Raw genomic sequence first — 16,290 nt, forward strand, 5'->3', positions numbered from 1 at the left:
AACCCGCTGGTATGCAACCTGTTTCGCTGTCGGAGGAATCGGCGACCGGGCCTGTGACCCGGCCTCCCCGCACCGGGGGCGCTGTGGTGCACCTCGCATCTTCCGGCGGTTCGCGAGTGGTATCCGTTTCCGGGACCGGTTGTGGCCCTAGGCTCGGACACTGTGACGAGAGCTGGGGCGGTGTGGTGATGGAACAGCGGGCGGTGGGCCGCAGTGGCCTGCGGGTATCGCGGATGGGGCTGGCCACCCACACCTGGGGCCGGGAAACCGATGCCGAGGACGCGGCGGCGCAGCTGGTGGCCTTCGTGGAGGCCGGCGGAACGCTGGTCGACACCTCGCCGGTGTATCAGGGCGGCGCCGCGCAACGCATGCTCGGCGAGCTCGTGGGTGAGCTGGTGCCGCGCGACGATCTGGTGATCAGCGGGTGTGCGGGCCTGGTGCCGGTGCCCGGGGTCACCGATCCCGACGGCGGACCCGCGGCCGGCATCCACTGGAGTGTGGACGCGTCGCGGCGCACCCTGATGCGTCAACTCGACCGCACCCTCGCCGAACTGGGCACCGACTATCTCGACATCTGGAGTGTGGCGGCCTGGGACCGGCACACCCCGCTCGACGAGATCGCGGCCACCCTCGACCACGCCGTGCGCTCGGGCAAGGTGCGCTACGCGGGGGCGCGCGGCCTGAGCGCCTGGCAGCTGGCCACCCTGGCCTCGGCGGCCCCGATCGTGGCCGCGCAGTCGCCCTATTCGCTGCTGGCACGCGGTGCCGAAGCCGAACTGCTACCGGCGGCCGGGCACCACGGGGTCGGGTTGATCGCGGCCTCACCGCTGGCCGGTGGCATCCTCACCGGCAAATATCGCGACGGTGTGCCCGCCGACTCGCGTGGCGCCGACGAGGCGACCGCCGCCGAAATCCGCGAACGTCTCGACGAACACGCCACCCGGGTGGTGGACGCGGTGGTCACCGCGGCCGACGGGCTGGGCACTTCGCCCCTGGCAGTGGCGGCGGCCTGGCTGCGCGACCGGCCGGGCGTCGCGTCGATGATCGTCGGCGCTCGCGATATCGGTCAGCTCACCGGCGTTCTCGCCGCGGAAACGCTGGAACTTCCGCGGGCGATCGCGGCCGCTCTCGACGACGTCAGCGGTATCTGAGCGGCCGGGCCGGCGGGACGTGCGCGCACAGGGCGGTGACAACCGGTCCGCGCGACCACTTAGGCTTGCCTACATGAGGTGTCTCGACGTCCGATCGGCCCGCATCGCCTCCGCCGCACCGGCGGGGCCCACCGAGCCGGGCGCGCCGGCGCTGAGGTTCGCGACGACCGCACGGAACCGTTCGGCATCGACCGAGCCGGGTGGACGGCAGCGGCCGGCCCGGGGCGGCACCCGGTGGCTGCTCACGGTGCTCGCGGTCGTGCTGCTCGCCGGAGTCACCACCGCGTGCGGGGGCAGCGGCGCCTCGGGCGAGCAGCAGGGCGCGACCACCGCGACGCTGGCGAATCCGGATCCGACGCCGATCGGCCCCGAGCCGGTGCCCGCGCTACCGGTCACCGTGCGCTCGTTCGACGGCGCCGAGGTCACCGTCACCTCCGCGGACCGGATCGTGGCCGTGGACCGCTACGGCACCCTGGCCCAGACCGTGTGGGCGCTGGGCCTGGGCTCCAAACTGGTGGGCCGCTCGACCTCGGCGGCCTTCCCCGCGGTGCGCGACGTGCCCAACGTGGCGGGCGGCACCGGCAGCATCAACATCGAAGCCGTTGCCGCGCAACGGCCCACGGTGTTTCTCAGCGACACCACCAGCGCCACCCCCACCATGCGTGATCAGCTGCGCGCGCTCGGCATCACGGTCGTGTACTTCGACCCGCAGCGCACCATCGACGGTGTCGGCCCGCAGATCCGGTCGGTCGCCGACGCCTTGGGCGTCCACGATCAAGGAGTGAAGCTGGCCGAGCGCACGCACGCCGAGATCGCCGCGGCCACCGCCGCGATGCCGAAACGCCAGCCGCCGTTGAAGATCGGATTCGTCTACCTGCGCAGCACCGCGATCACCATGCTCGCCGGGCCCGGCTCGGGCGCCGATTCGCTGGTGGCGGCACTGGGCGGCGTCGACGCCGGAACCGCGGCGGGACTGACCGAACCGTTCACCACCATCACCAGCGAGGCGATGATCAGCGCCGCACCGGACGTGCTGCTGGTGATGTCGGACGGGCTGAAATCGGTCGGCGGCGTCGACGGCCTGGAGAAGGTGCCCGGGGTCGCCCAGACGCCGGCCGGGCGCGATCACCGCGTCGTCGACATGTCCGATGCGGTGCTGCTCAGCTTCGGACCCGAAACCGGGCATGTGCTCGAAGCGCTGTCGAAGGCCGTCTACGGCACCCAGCCCGCATGAGTCCCGGCGATTCGCCCGGTGAGGACTCGGCCGCCGATCCCGGTCCGCGACCGTCCGGACCGAATGTGGTGCCTTCTGCTGGATCCGTTGCTGCGCAACATATCTCGGGCCTGTCGGGTGCCGAGTCGAGCGCGAACGGCGCATCCGAGCCGGAGAACGGTGCGGGCGCAGGCACTTCCGGGCCCGATGCGCTCAGCGGCCGGAGCGCCGAACGGTCGACGGTCGCACCTTCGGCCGGGACCGGCGGCGGTGCGGCTTCCGGCACGCAGCGGGCAGAACCGCATCCGAGGTCCAACTCGGCCCCTTCCGCTCCGGGCGACGCCGTCGTCGGTCCGCGCACACCGCGCCGCTGGTCCCGCATCACCGTCGTCTTCGCGATGTCGATCGCACTGCTGGTGATCCTGGCGCTGATCTCGGCCGCTGTCGGGCAGGTCCCCACGACCCCGCTCGAGGTGGCCGGCAGTGTGCTGCACCGGATCGGGCTCGACTGGGGGCCGATGCCGCACCACCCCGCCGGTGAGGTCACGCTGTGGGAGGTCCGGTTCCCGCGGGTGGTGCTGGCGATGCTGGTCGGGGCTGCGCTGGCGACCGCCGGAGCGCTGCTGCAGGGTGTGTTCGCCAATCCTCTGGCCGAACCCGGCGTGATCGGTGTGTCCGCGGGCGCGGCCGTCGGGGCGGGTGTGGTGATCGTGGTCGGTGGCGCGTTCGTGGCGGCCTGGTCGGTCGCCGGAGGCGCGTTCGTCGCCGGACTGGGGACCACACTCGCGGTGTATCTGCTGTCGCGTTCGGGCGGGCGCACCGAAACCGTCACGCTGGTGCTGACCGGTGTCGCGGTCAACGCCTTCGCCGGCGGTCTGATGTCGTTTCTGCTGTTCACCGCCTCCCCCGCGGCGCGCGATCAGATCGTCTTCTGGCAGATGGGCAGCCTGAACGGCGCCACCTGGCAGGCGGTGGCCGTGGTGGCGCCGCTGGCCGCGCTGGGCGTGGCGGCGGCGGTCGCGATGGCGCCGCGCCTGGATCTGCTCGCCCTCGGCGAATCGGCGGCGCGGCACCTCGGTGTCGACGTGGAACGCTTGCGGCGCAACGTGATCGTCGTCGTCGCGATCCTCGCCACCGCCGGGGTGGCCTTCACCGGCATCATCCTGTTCGTCGGATTGGTCGTCCCGCACGTGGTGCGCATGCTCGTCGGTCCCGCGCACCGGGTGCTGATCCCGCTATCAGCGATCCTCGGCGCGGTGGTGCTGCTGGCCGCCGACATCGGGGCCCGGACCCTGGTCCACAACGCCGATCTACCCCTGGGCATGCTGACCTCGCTGGTCGGCGGGCCGTTCTTCTTCTGGCTGCTGCGGCGCACTCGCGCCCGATCGGGAGGCTGGGCATGAGCGGCGCCGGAACGGCACGCGTGCGCGCACTGATCCGCACACTTCGCCCTGCCCACGGTCTTCCGCAACCGACACCGCGCGGTGCGGTGACCCTGCGAGCGCGCGGCATCGATATCGCGCGCGGCGGGCGGCCGGTGCTCGAATCGGTCGACATCGACGTCGTCGCCGGGCAGATCCTGGCACTGGTGGGTCCCAACGGCGCGGGCAAGTCGACGCTGCTGGCCGCGCTGTCGGGCGAACTCGAACCGGCAAGCGGCACAGTCGAACTCGACGGCCGACCGGTCACCGATTGGACTCCCACCGATATGGCGCGCCGCCGCGCGGTGCTGCCGCAGAACCACACCGTCGGATTCCCGTTCACGGTGCGCGAGGTCGTCGCCATGGGCCGCTCTCCCTGGGCGCGAACCCCGCGCCAGGAATTCGACGACCGGGTAATCGCCGCCGCGCTGGCCGCCACCGATATGGAACATCTCGCCGCACGGCCGTTCCCGGCGCTTTCCGGTGGTGAGCGTGCCCGCGCGGCACTCGCCCGGGTGCTGGCTCAGGACACCGAGACGTTGCTGCTCGACGAGCCCACCGCCGCATTGGATCTCGGCCATCAGGAACAGGTGCTGCGTCTGGCCGCGGCCCGCGCCGGCGAGGGCGCGGCGGTCGTGGTCGTACTGCACGATCTGGGCCTGGCCGCCGCCTACGCCGACCGCGTCGCCGTGCTCGACGCGGGCCGCCTCGCCGCTGTCGGCCACCCGCGCGAGATCCTCACCACCGACCTGCTGACCCGCGTCTACCGTCACCCCGTCGAGGTCATCGACCACCCCGTCACCGGCGCCCAGCTGGTCCTGCCCGTGCGACGCTGAACCCCCGTTCAGTCCGCGAGCACGTCCGGGTGGCCGAACAGTGCGACCAGCGCCGGATCGTGGAACTTCACCACCCGCGATACTCCGCTGGGGGTCGCCGCCAGCACCACGATTCCGTCCGCACGCAGCAGGCCGTCCGCGGCCCGGTGATAGACGACGGCGGCGGGCTGTCCGTTGGCGGTGGTGGCGACCATCCGCCACTGGCCGGGCACACCCAGCACGTAGGTGTCGAGCATGCGGAGGCAGTGCGCCCGCCCGGCCTGCCAGTCGCGGAACGGGGTCGCCTCCAGCGTGGCATCGGTGCGCAGCACCTGTTCCAGCAGCGCGGCGTCGGACCGCTCGAAGGCCGCGATGTAGCCGTCGAGCAGCGCCCGTGCGCGCCGGTCGGTGGGTTCCAGTAGTTTCTCGGGTGCCGGGTCCAGTTCGTCGAGGCGGGCGCGGGCGCGTTGCAGTCCGCTTTTCACCGCCGCCGTCGTGGTCCCGAGAATCTCCGCGGTCTCGGCCGCGGAAAAAGCCAGCACCTCGCGCAGCAGGAGGATGGCACGCTGGCGTGCGGGCAGGTGCTGCAGACTCGCGACCAGCGCCAGCCGCAGCGATTCGCGCGCGACCACCACCGCTTCCGGATCGTCGGCCGTCGCGATCCAGCCGTCCGGAAGCGGTTCCAGCCATGAAACCTCGCCTGCCGCAACATATCTCGGCGGGCTGCCCGCCTCGTTGTCCGGACCGCCGAGTCCCGAGGGCAGTACCCGCGTGTGATGCGAGGTCCTCGCGGTGAGGCAGACATTGGTAGCGATCGTGTACAGCCACGACCGCATTGACGCCCGGCCCTCGAACCCGGCGTAGGAACGCCAGGCCCGAAGGTAGGTCTCCTGCACCAGATCCTCGGCATCCTGTGCCGAACCGGCCATGCGATAGCAGTGCGCCAGCAACTCCCGGCGGTAGCGCCCGGAGTCGGCGGCGAACCGGTCCCGGTCGGCCGTGCGCGCATGCGCGGTCATATCGCCGAGTGTAGGAGCCGTGATCACGGCCGCAGCGCCAGTTTGCCGACGGTTGCGCGAGCCTCCAGTTCGGCCAGCACCTTCGGGCCCTCGGCCAAGTCGTAGACCGTGGGCCGGGCCGGTTCGACCACGCCGGCGGCGACGAGGGCGAACAACTCCGCCATGACCGCGCCGAAGATTTCGGGCGCCGCATGGATCAGCACGCCGATGTTGAGGCCGATGAGCTGAATCTGGTGGTCGTAGATCAGCTGCCGATTGCTGATCGTGGCATCGCCACCGGCCGCGCCGAAGACGACCACCCGGCCGGTGACTCGTCTGGTCGCGGCGAGGGTGTCCGCGAAACCCGAACCGCCCGCGGATTCGAGCACGAGATCGGCGCCGGCGCCGCCGGTCAGCTCCCGCACCTCGGCGGCCAGGCTCTCGCCGCGCGAGTCCAGAACGTGGTCGGCGCCCAGCTCGCGCACGAGGTCGTGTTTGCCGGGCGCCGCGGCGGCGATGACGGTCGCCCCGAAGTGTTCGGCGAGAGTCACCGCGGCCTGTCCGGTCGCGCCCGCCGCGGCCTGGATCAGCACGGTCTCACCGGCCACGAGGCGGCCCAGTGGTTTCAGCGCGGCGAGCGCGGTAGGGAGGTTGACGGTCAGGCCGAGGGCTTGTTCGGCGGTCCAGCCCTCCGGCACCGGCACGGCCGCCGCGGCCGGGAGGACCAGGTATTCGGCGAACGCGCCTTCCCCCACGCCGGCCACGCGCGCTCCCGGCCGCGGTTCGGATACGCCCTCGCCCGTTGCCACGACCTCGCCGGCGGCTTCGAAACCGGCCGGGTACGGCGGCTGCGGGCCGCCGAGGAACGTCCCCCGGCTTTTCGAGATGTCGGCGAAGTTGACCCCGGCCGCGGTCACCCGGATCAGGATCTCGCCGCGGCCCGGGTGCGGCACCGACGCGTCGGTGATCAGGCACGTGTCCTGCGGGCCCCGCAGGGACGTCTGGTGCAGGGCTCGCATGGTCGCGGGAACGCTCACGGCACTCAACTCTCTTTCTCGGCTCGTCGCGGCCCACCGGTTCGGCGCCGCCGACCATGTAGACCTCGGGTGCCGCGAAAAGGAATCGGTGGGCCGGCGCGAGTTCGCGGAGCGAACGACCTTGACGAGCCCGCCCGGTCTCTGGTTCTCGCCCCGGTGACCCGCCGCTACCGGGTCAGCGCCGCCCGCGGAAGGTGCGGCGCAGGTCGTCGATCCACAGATCCGGGATCTCCCACGGGATGAAGTGGCCGCCGCGGTCGTGGACGGTGAGCTCGACGTGGTTGTACCACTGGGCGCGGTCGCCGGTGCGGAAGTTCTCGACGCGGCCCTCGGTGTCGACACCGGGCGGGTTCTCGTAGCCGACGAAGGTGATGCCGGTGGGTGCCTGCACGACCGGAAGGCGGTCGTGTGAAGGCGTCCAGGGATAGCGATTGTTGTTGGCGTAGAGGCGGATCGAGGTGCCGATGGTGTTGGTGGCCCAATAGATCGTGGCGTGGGTGAGCAGATCGTCTCTGCTGAACACGGTTTCGACGTCACCGCCGTTGTCGCTCCACTTGCTCCACCGCTCCAGGATCCACGCCAGCATGCCCGCCGGAGAATCCGACAGGGCTTGGGCGAGGGTGCTGGGGGCGAGCAGGTGCGCGGCCAGGTGGACGGCGAAACGTCTGTCCAGCTCCACGAATCGTGCGTGCACCGCCGCGGGCAGGTCGTCGGGAATCGGCCGTCCACCGCTGAAGTCCCAGGCTCGATCGCCGTTGAACAGGGTCAGTTTCAGCCCGGATCCGATGTGGATGGCATACAACTCCTCGGCGTACTTGTGGCCGAGCTGCGCGGTGACCAGCGCGCCGACGTCGCAACCCGCGGCGGCGTACTTCTCGTACCCCAGCACCTCGGTCATCAGTGTGTGCCAGAGGTCGGCGACCTTCCAGAAGTTCAGATCGGGGCGGTCGAGCAGCGGACTGGAGAATCCGAAGCCCGGAAACGACGGCACGATCACGTCGAACGCCTCGGCCGGGTCGCCGCCGTGCGCACCCGGATCGGCCAAGGGGCCGGCGACCTTGGACCAGTGCCAGAACGTCCAGGGCCAGCCGTGCGTCAGGATCAGCGGTGTCGGATTCGGGCCGACTCCGGGTTTGCGCATGATATGGATCGGCACCCCGTCGATGTCGACCTTGTAATGCTGAAAGGTGTTGATCTCGGCTTCGGCTGCGCGCCAGTCGTATCCGCTGCGCCAGTAGTCGACGAGCTCCCGCAGATAACCGGCGGCCACGCCGTAATACCCGTCGTCGTTGCCCACGTCGTCGGGCAGGCGGGTCCGCTCCAGGCGCTGCCGCAGGTCGGCGAGCACACTGTCGGGGACGTGAATCGTCGTGGGAGTCAAGGGGAACGGTCGGGCATCGTCGGTGGTGTCGTTCATATGGCCTCCTGCGCCGTGTGAACGCCACAATTACATAAGCAACTTATTTAAGCAACTTGTATAAGTTCCGGATATAGTTGCTCGTGTGGACGACATCGATGATTTCGACGTGGACGGGTTCGCTGCGGTGATCGAGGACTTCAACCGCGTCTACATCCGCATACCGGTCCGGGAGAAGCTGCCGTTCACCACGCTGTCGGTGCTCGACACCCTGGCGCAGCGGGGCCCGATGCGACTGACGGAGCTGACCGATACCGAACAGATGACCCAGCCGGGCATCACGCAACTCGTCGCGCGCCTGGAGCGCGACGGCCTGGTGCTGCGTCGCCGCGACCCCGGTGACGGGCGGGCCGTGCTCGTGCACCTCACCGAGGCCGGCCGGCAGATCCGGCGCAGCCGCCACGACGACCGGGTGCGCTATCTGGTTCCGCTGATCGGCGAACTGAGCCTCGCGCAGCGCCGGGCCTTGGCGGCCGCCCTACCCGCGCTCACCCGGCTGGCGCAGCTGGAACGGGAGCGCTGACACCGCGCATCCGTCCCGGCCCGCTGTTGCCTGCGGAAGGCTCACCGCCACACCAATTTCAGCACCGCGGGGGTCAGCAGCATGCGGATCACCGTGGCATCCAGGATCAGGGCCGCGATCATGCCGTAGGCGATGTATTTCATCAGCACCAGATCGGAGAAGCCGAACGCACCGGTCACCACGATCAGAATCGCCGCCGCCGAGGTGATCACCCCGCCGGTGTGGGCGATGCCGTAGCGGATCGCCTCCGCCGGCGGCGCCCCGCCCGCCCGTGCCTCGGCCATGCGCGATTGCAGGAACACTTCATAGTCGGTGGACAATCCGAACAGCACCGTCACGATCAGCACCAGCACCGCGAACATCAGCGGCCCCGGGGTGAAGCCGAGCAGGCCCGCGCCGTGCCCTTCGACGAACAACCACGTCAGAATGCCCAGTGCGGCACCGAGACTCAGCGCGCTCATCAGCACGGCCTTCAACGCCAGCACGATCGAGCGGAAGGCGATGTACATCAGCACCAGGGCCGCGGTCGCCAGAATCGTTGCCAGCAAGGGTAATCCGTCGATGAGGCCGTGAATGGCGTCGCGTTCCAGGGCCGGCACCCCGGCCACCATCACCTGCACCCCGGACGGATGCGGAATCGCACGCAGCGCCGCGATGGCGGCGTCGGCGTCGGTCTTGTGCACCAGACCGGTGGACAGCACATTGATCCCGTTGGTCGTCGGCGCCGCCGCCTCGAACGGTCCCGTCAGCCCCGGTGCGAAATTGGCTTGGAACCGGATATCGGACAACTGCTGCGGATCCGCCCCCACGACCACCAATTTCAGTGGCTCCGTGCGGAATTCGGGAAACAGCGCGTCGAATTTCTCCTGTGCCACGCGGGCCGGGTTGTCGGCGGCCAGGTATCGCTCCGACAGGCCGCCGAATTCGATGTTGCGGAACGGGATCAGCAGGAAGAGCAGTCCGGCCACCACCGGCACGATCACCCGCGCGGGATGACGCATCGCGAACAGGGCCAGCTTGGAGAAGAACCCGTTGTCGATCTCCTGGGCGCTGCGGATCCCGGCGAACCGGTGCCAGCCCCACAGATCGATGCGCCGCCCGACGATACTCAGCGCCGCCGGCAGCGCGGTCACCGACAGCAGCGCCGCCAGCAGTACCGAACTGATGCCGCCGTAGGGCACCGAGCGCAGCACCCCGTTCGGGTAGATGAACAGCGCCGCCAGGCTCACCGCGATGATCGCGGCGGAGAACAGCACCGTGCGCCCGGCCGTGGCGACCGTGCGCGCGGTCGCCTCCTCCACACTGCGCCCGGCCGCCAGCTCCTCCCGGAACCGCGTCACCGCGAACAGGCCGTAGTCGATCGCCAGCCCCAGGCTCACCAGGGTGACCACGGCGCTGGCGAAGACGTTGACGTCGATGTGGTCGGTGAGCAGGCGCATCATGCCCTGACTGCCCAGGATCGTCATCCCGCCGATGAGTACCGGCAGCAGCGCGCCGACCACGCCGCCGAACACGAAATACAGCAGCACGGCCACCACCGGCAGCGCGATCAGCTCGGCGCGGTGGATATCGTCCTGCATCCCGATGTTTATGCCCTCGACCACCGGTTGCAGACCCGCCAGCTGTACCGTCGTGCCGCCCGGTCCGCGCCCGGAACCGCCTGCGCCCAAATCCTTTTGGATGGCGAGGTAGTTGTCGACCGTGGCGGTGTCGGAGCCGTGCAGGCCGATGCTGGCGAAGGCGTGGGTGCGGGAGGCGTCGGCGAACTGCCCCATCATCGAGCCGTCGAAGTAGCTGTCGATCTTCTTGATCCGGTCCGGATACCGGTCGTGCAGATCCTTCAGGGCCGAGGCGATCGCCGTGCGGATCGGCGGATCGTCGACGGTGTGGCCGGGTGGTGCGGTGTAGAGCACGATCACGTCGGCATCGGTGTCGCGGCCGAAGGTCTGGTCGGCGAGTTTGGAGGCGACCACCGATTCGCTGTGTTCGTCGAACCACCCGCCCTGGGTCAGCCGGGAGCCCAGATCACGGCCGTAGAACCCCGAGACGGCCACGATCAGCACGAAGATCGCGAACACCAGGTAGCGATGGCGATGAACGAATCGACCCCAGCGCAGCAGAAACCCCTCGAGCATGCCGGGGGTCAGCCGCAGGCCGCGGTGCGGTAGTCGGCCGAACGCAGGATCCCGCACAGATCGTTGCGCGAGATCTTCCACTTCCCGTCGATATCGACGAAATGCACGATGGTGGTGCGCACGTTCTCGCCGCTGCCGTCCTTGTCCAGCCGCATCGTGGCGGTGAGGGTGCCGTCGTGGTTGTCGAATACCGGATCGACCACGCCGTAGACGGCGCGCGGATTGTCGTGCAGCGCCTTGTACATGTCGGGGATGGCGTCCTTGAACGCGGCGCCGTCCTCGATCAGGTCGGTGCGTTCACTGTCGGGCAGCGAGGGATCCAGTGCGCGTTTGATCTGTGAATCCAGCTGTGCGGCGGTCGGCAACGGCGGCCGGTTGGCGCTGCTGACGGCGGCCGCCTCCGAGGAGGAGGTGAGCGCGGCGTAGGCCGACGAGCGCGCCGCCGCCACCGAAGCCTCGTCGGGACCGCTGTCGCAGGCGGCGATCACCAGCGCGAGCATCGTGATTCCGAATGCGCCGTGGACCGTGCGTCGCAATGCCATTACGTCCTCGAATGTGTCGAAAGTAACCGGTGGTTCCTACAGTCTGGCACGTGTGATCAGCGGCCCTCGATGACCGCGCTCAACCGGTTCAGCAACGCGCGCACCGTCGTGGTCGCCCCGCGCTGCGCCGGGACCGGCACGGCGGTCGGCACCAGATCACGCACCAGGGCGCGCACGCTGCGGGCGTCGTCGAGGTCGATATCGGTGACGGCGGCCTCGACCACGGCCACCACATCCTCGGGGCCGGGCACGTCGGTGGGGGTGTCGGCGCGGTAGATCTCGAGGGTGAGGGTGGAACGCACCGTGCGGAAGGCGAACGGCTGCCCCTCGGCCGTTCGGCCGAACCCGTGGGCGAACGGACCAACGGTTAAATCTTCAAGTGTGAATTCAGACGTGCGGTCTGTTTCCAACCGAGACTCCCCTGGTTCGACGTCCGATATGAGGTATCCACGGTAACGGGTGAGGCGCGTGCCACGCCGGAACCACCCCGGTGACCGGGCCGCGTGTCCGATCATGGTCAGATGAAACAGTACGCATGAGTCACACGAAGGAGTTCGGAGCATGCGGGGTTATCGGTCGGCACTGGGTGCCGTCCTCGCGGCCGCCGGCGCCGTCGTGCTCGTCGCGGGCTGTTCCTCCCACAGCGACGACACCACTGCCCCCGCGGCCGGTGCTCCCGGACGCGCCGCCGCCGCGCCGGCGGCGACCGCCACGCCCGCCGGAGCCGTCACCGCCTTCGGGCCGGTCGCGACACTGCTCGCCGAACCCGCCACCGGCCGGGTGGTCGCCCTCGACCCCAACGGCCTCGGGTTACGCCTGGTCGACCCCGCGAATCCCGCGGCCGCGCGGGCGCTCACCCTGCCCGCGCAGGCCACCGGCCTCGCCCTCGGCGCCCCGGGCGAGGTGCTCGTCGCGGCCGGGCGGGAGGTGTTGCGCGTCGATATCGCCACCGCCGCGATCCGCCCGGTGCCCGTCGACGGCGACGTGCGCGCGATCGCGCGGCGCGGGGACGGCCGTCTGGTGGCCGGACTCGACGGTGGCCGCGTGCAGATCCTCGACGCGGACGGACATCCGAACAAGACCATCAGCGGCTTGGGCACCGTCGACGCGGTGGCCGCCACGGCGAACGCGGTCGCCACGCTGGATCTGGACCAGACCACTCTCACCGAACTCGACCTCGATCGCGACCGCGCGGGGCTGGCCCTGCGCGCGGGCCTGGGCGCCACCCATGTGATCAGCGACCATTACGGCCGCCTGCTGGCCACCGATACCTCCGGCGGAGCCCTGCTGGTCTACACGACCGATCCGCTGCTGCTGCGCCAGCGCTTCCCGGTCGGGCCCTCCCCCTACGCCCTGGCCTACGATGAACGGTCCGACACCGTGTGGCTCACGCTCAGCGGAAGCAACGAGGTGGTCGGTTTCGATCTGTCGACCGGTATACCGGAAGAAGTGGGTCGCTTCGCAACGGTGCGCCAGCCCAATTCGCTGACGATCGACAGCCGCACCGGCGACATGTTCGTCGGGTCGGCAACCGGAGACGGTCTGCAACGCATCGGCGCGGACCAGAGGAAGAGAGGTCAGTGATGGCTCGAGCGCCTCGATACGAGTCGGCGTCCGGCGCCGCACACCACGACCGGCGCAGACGGTCGATTCCCGCGGGATGGGAGGAGACCAGCGAAGAAGGAGAATACGAGTACGTGCCGCTACGACTACCCCCGGACGTGAATCGGGTCACCGCGTCCATGCGCCTGGCCATCCAGGCCGAATTCGGCGGCTGGGAACTCTCGCGAGTGCGCGCCTACACCGACGGCAGCCGGCGAGTGTTGTTGCGGCGGCGCAAAACCAGCTTCCCCGTGACCGAAACGGGGATGTGAGGGATGTATTCCTTATTCCTGCGGTTGCTGTTCCTGGTGCCGCCCGAGCGTATCCATCACCTCGTGTTCACCGTCATCCGGCTCACGACCGCTTTCCCGCCCACACGATGGCTGGCCCGAAAACTCACCGCGGCCGGCGATCCGATCCTCTCCACCACCGTCTTCGGCGTCCACTTCCCGGCGCCGCTCGGGTTGGCGGCCGGGTTCGACAAGAACGCCGCCGGTGTGAACGCTTGGGGTGCACTGGGTTTCGGGTTCGCCGAGATCGGCACCGTCACCGCGCAGGCGCAGCCGGGTAATCCGGCGCCGCGACTGTTCCGGTTGCCTGCCGACCACGCGCTGATCAACCGGATGGGCTTCAACAATCACGGGGCCGCCGCAGCCGCGGGACGGCTGGCCGCACGCCGGAGCGGTGGCGTGCCGATCGGCGCCAACATCGGCAAGACCAAGGTCGTGGAGCCCGAACACGCCGCCGAGGACTACGCGCTCAGCGCGCGGCTGCTGGGCCCGCTCGCGGACTTCGTCGTGGTCAACGTCAGCTCACCCAACACCCCGGGGCTGCGCGATCTGCAGGCCGTGGAATCACTGCGCCCGCTGCTGCGCGCGGTGCTCGACAGCGTCGCGGCCGGCGCCGAACCCAAACCGGTCCTGGTCAAGATCGCCCCCGACCTGTCCGACGAGGACATCGACGCGGTCGCCGACCTGGCCGTCGAACTCGGGCTCGCCGGAATCGTGGCCACCAACACCACCATTCGCCGCGACGGACTGGCCACTCCGGCCGCCGAGGTCGCCGCGATGGGCGCGGGTGGGTTGTCCGGACCGCCGGTCGCCGACCGCTCGCTCGAGGTGCTGCGCCGCCTCTACGCCCGCGTCGGAGACCGGCTGGTACTGATCTCGGTCGGCGGCATCGAGAACGCCGACCAGGCCTACGAGCGCATTCTCGCGGGAGCGTCGTTGCTGCAGGGCTACACCGGATTCATCTACGGGGGGCTGTTCTGGACACGCTCGGTGCACCGCGGCATCGCCGCGCGCCTGCGCGCGGACGGATACCGCAGCCTCGCAGAGGCCGTGGGCGCCGCCCACACCGCCCGCGCCTGAGCGCGGCCGGCCCCTCCCGCTCGCCGATCCCTCTGCTGCGGCCGGTTTCCGGTGCGCGGAGCCGGTTGCTACCGGCCGGAACAGCCCCCCGAATGTCCGATTTCACGTTTAGGATGGGTGATCCGCATCACGTCCCCGACGTGATGTTCGTGCACCGACCGGGAACAAGGGATATGACCACAGCAGAGATCGGCTACACCCACCACACCGGCGCCACGGTCCGCACCGTGCCCGAGGCCTTCCAGCAGACGGCGACACTACGCCCGAATCAGGTCGCGTTGCGGACCGTCGGCGGTACCCAGCAGATCACCTGGGCCGACTACGCGCGGCGGGTGCGCGCGATCGCGGCCGGGCTGGCGAAACTCGGTGTCGCGCACGGTGACACGGTCGGGATCATGCTCACCAACCGGCCGGAGTTCAATCTGGTCGACACCGCGATCCTGCATCTGGGCGCCACCCCGTTCTCGGTGTACAACACCAGCTCTCCCGAACAGATCGCGCACGTGTTCGGCAACGCCGAGAACGGCGTGGTCGTCACCGAACAGGCGTTCCTGGCGCCGATTACCGCCTCCGGGGTGAAACTCGAGCACGTGATCGTCGTCGACGGCGCCGAACCCGAGGGCGGGCTGACCCTCGATCAGGTCGAGAACGATCCGGCCGAGGATTTCGATTTCGACGCCGCCTGGCAGGCGGTGCGGCCCGACGATCTGGCCACCCTGATCTACACCTCCGGCACCACCGGGCCGTCGAAGGGCGTGGAGATCACCCACGCCAATGTCGTCGCCCAGATCGTCGCGCTCACCAACGGCGCGCTCGTCGCCGATATCGAAGCGCGGGCGGTGTCGTACCTGCCGGCCGCCCATGTCGCCGACCGCATCTCCGGACACTGCCTGAACCTGTTCACCGGCGTCACCATCACCTGCGTGCCGGATCCGCGCGAGATCGCCGCCGCCCTGCCCGATGCCCGGCCGACCTTCTTCTTCGGCGTGCCGCGGGTGTGGCAGAAGATCAAGGCCGGTGTCGACGCGGCGATCGCCACCGAATCCAGCGCGGTCAAGAAGGCGCTGGCGCAGTGGGCGATCGGCGTCGGCGTGGCCACCGCCCGGGCGCGATTGGCCGGCGGCAACGGCGGCCCGCTGCTGGCCGTCCAGCACAAACTCGCCGATGCGCTGGTGTTGTCGAAGTTGCGCGCCACCCTCGGCCTGGACGAGTTGAAGGTCGCCTCCTCGGGCGCGGCCGCGATCCCGCCCGAGACGCTGGAATTCCTGCTCGGGCTGGGCTTCACGGTCAGCGAGGTGTGGGGCATGTCGGAGACCACCGGCGTCGGCACCTTCACCGAACTCGAGAAGCCGCGACCCGGTTCGGTGGGCCGGGCCGTCGACGGGGTGGAGATCCGCCTCGACAGCGACGGCGAACTGCTCATCCGCGGCGGCATCGTCAGCCACGGCTACCGCAAGATGCCCGAGAAGACCAGTGAGGCCATCGATTCCGACGGCTGGCTGCACACCGGCGATATCGCGACCATCGACGGCGACGGCTATGTCACCATCGTGGACCGCAAGAAGGAATTGATCATCACCGAGGCGGGAAAGAACATCTCCCCCACCAACATCGAGAATTCGGTGAAGGCCGCCTCGTCGCTGATCGGCCAGATCGTCGCCATCGGCGACTCCCGCCCGTACATCGCCGCGCTGGTCGTGCTCGACCCCGACACCGCCGCCGTGCGCGCGAAGGCGCTGGGCATCCCCGACGCCGATCTCGACGCCCTCGCCGCCCATCCGCAGATCCTCGAGGAGGTGCGCGCCGCGATCGTCGCCGGTAACGCCAAGCTGTCGCGGGTGGAGCAGATCAAGCGTTTCCGCATCCTGGCGCGGGCCTGGGAACCCGGCGGCGTGGAACTCACTCCCACGCTGAAGTTGAAGCGCTCGCCGATCGCCGCCGAGTACGCGGCCGACATCGCCGAGCTCTACACCGATCCGGTCCCCGAGGGAGTGCACAACCTCTAGTCGAATCGGTTCGGACACAGTCTGTTTCGCGTCGGCGGGGTCTTCGGCAGTTACCGAAGA

The 16,290-nt window shown here is 69.8% G+C and carries 15 protein-coding genes; 9 read left to right on the forward strand and 6 right to left on the reverse strand.

The features are described 5' to 3' along the window. Positions 1-188 precede the first annotated feature (188 nt). From A5789_RS14965 to A5789_RS14980, 4 genes are all read left to right on the forward strand, one after another. A complete protein-coding gene (locus A5789_RS14965) occupies positions 189-1,151 on the forward strand; it encodes an aldo/keto reductase (RefSeq protein ID WP_063016805.1) in 963 nt (320 codons plus the stop codon). 73 nt (positions 1,152-1,224) lie between these two features. Then, the gene (locus A5789_RS14970; protein ID WP_082940734.1) at positions 1,225-2,385 is read left to right on the forward strand and encodes a hemin ABC transporter substrate-binding protein; all 1,161 of its coding nucleotides are present in this window, start codon (positions 1,225-1,227) and stop codon (positions 2,383-2,385) included. A 377-nt stretch (positions 2,386-2,762) separates the two neighbouring features. Next, positions 2,763-3,767 (forward strand): iron ABC transporter permease, encoded by a 1,005-nt coding sequence (locus tag A5789_RS14975; RefSeq protein ID WP_082857269.1) that lies wholly within the window; start codon positions 2,763-2,765, stop codon positions 3,765-3,767. Next, a complete protein-coding gene (locus A5789_RS14980; RefSeq protein WP_064903563.1) occupies positions 3,764-4,621 on the forward strand; it encodes a heme ABC transporter ATP-binding protein in 858 nt (285 codons plus the stop codon). The genes A5789_RS14975 and A5789_RS14980 overlap by 4 nt, the downstream gene beginning before the upstream one ends. 8 nt (positions 4,622-4,629) lie before the next feature. On the opposite strand, the gene A5789_RS14985 is transcribed toward A5789_RS14980, so the two are convergent. The 3 genes from A5789_RS14985 to A5789_RS14995 all read right to left on the reverse strand — a co-directional run bounded on the left by A5789_RS14985 (position 4,630) and on the right by A5789_RS14995 (position 8,052). Then, positions 4,630-5,619, reverse strand: coding sequence for an RNA polymerase subunit sigma-70 (locus A5789_RS14985; RefSeq protein WP_064903561.1), 990 nt, complete (start codon positions 5,617-5,619; stop codon positions 4,630-4,632). Between the two features lie 23 nt (positions 5,620-5,642). Beyond that, positions 5,643-6,635 (reverse strand): zinc-binding dehydrogenase, encoded by a 993-nt coding sequence (locus tag A5789_RS14990; RefSeq protein ID WP_064903560.1) that lies wholly within the window; start codon positions 6,633-6,635, stop codon positions 5,643-5,645. A 175-nt stretch (positions 6,636-6,810) separates the two neighbouring features. Further along, positions 6,811-8,052 carry an epoxide hydrolase family protein gene (locus A5789_RS14995; protein ID WP_064903558.1) on the reverse strand — a complete coding sequence of 414 codons (1,242 nt, stop codon included), beginning with the start codon at positions 8,050-8,052 and terminating at the stop codon, positions 6,811-6,813. Between the two features lie 85 nt (positions 8,053-8,137). On the opposite strand from A5789_RS14995, the gene A5789_RS15000 reads away from it, so the two are divergent. Then, positions 8,138-8,575, forward strand: a complete 438-nt coding sequence (locus tag A5789_RS15000) for a MarR family winged helix-turn-helix transcriptional regulator (RefSeq protein WP_063016793.1) — start codon at positions 8,138-8,140, stop codon at positions 8,573-8,575. A gap of 41 nt (positions 8,576-8,616) precedes the next feature. On the opposite strand, the gene A5789_RS15005 is transcribed toward A5789_RS15000, so the two are convergent. Genes A5789_RS15005 through A5789_RS15015 form a run of 3 tightly spaced genes read right to left on the reverse strand, consistent with a single transcriptional unit; the run spans position 8,617 to position 11,554 of the window. Next, positions 8,617-10,767 carry an MMPL family transporter gene (locus tag A5789_RS15005; RefSeq protein WP_227463156.1) on the reverse strand — a complete coding sequence of 717 codons (2,151 nt, stop codon included), beginning with the start codon at positions 10,765-10,767 and terminating at the stop codon, positions 8,617-8,619. Beyond that, entirely contained in the window at positions 10,719-11,252 is a 534-nt protein-coding gene (locus A5789_RS15010; RefSeq protein ID WP_030516907.1) for a hypothetical protein, read from the reverse strand. The genes A5789_RS15005 and A5789_RS15010 overlap by 49 nt, the downstream gene beginning before the upstream one ends. 56 nt (positions 11,253-11,308) lie before the next feature. Beyond that, entirely contained in the window at positions 11,309-11,554 is a 246-nt protein-coding gene (locus A5789_RS15015) for a hypothetical protein (protein ID WP_227463155.1), read from the reverse strand. Between the two features lie 259 nt (positions 11,555-11,813). Between A5789_RS15015 and A5789_RS15020 the strand changes: the two genes are divergently transcribed. The 4 genes from A5789_RS15020 (at position 11,814) to A5789_RS15035 (ending at position 16,230) form a co-directional block, all read left to right on the forward strand. Then, the gene (locus A5789_RS15020; RefSeq protein ID WP_064903556.1) at positions 11,814-12,836 is read left to right on the forward strand and encodes a YncE family protein; all 1,023 of its coding nucleotides are present in this window, start codon (positions 11,814-11,816) and stop codon (positions 12,834-12,836) included. Beyond that, positions 12,836-13,126 carry a DUF5703 family protein gene (locus A5789_RS15025; protein WP_051024622.1) on the forward strand — a complete coding sequence of 97 codons (291 nt, stop codon included), beginning with the start codon at positions 12,836-12,838 and terminating at the stop codon, positions 13,124-13,126. Before A5789_RS15020 ends, A5789_RS15025 begins: the two co-directional genes overlap by 1 nt. Positions 13,127-13,129: 3 nt before the next feature. After that, the gene (locus tag A5789_RS15030; RefSeq protein WP_064903555.1) at positions 13,130-14,224 is read left to right on the forward strand and encodes a quinone-dependent dihydroorotate dehydrogenase; all 1,095 of its coding nucleotides are present in this window, start codon (positions 13,130-13,132) and stop codon (positions 14,222-14,224) included. Positions 14,225-14,397: 173 nt separating this feature from the next. Further along, positions 14,398-16,230, forward strand: a complete 1,833-nt coding sequence (locus tag A5789_RS15035; RefSeq protein ID WP_063017777.1) for a long-chain fatty acid--CoA ligase — start codon at positions 14,398-14,400, stop codon at positions 16,228-16,230. Positions 16,231-16,290: the final 60 nt, after the last annotated feature.

Source organism: Nocardia sp. 852002-51101_SCH5132738, from assembly GCF_001665695.1.
GTDB classification, from domain to species: domain Bacteria; phylum Actinomycetota; class Actinomycetes; order Mycobacteriales; family Mycobacteriaceae; genus Nocardia; species Nocardia nova.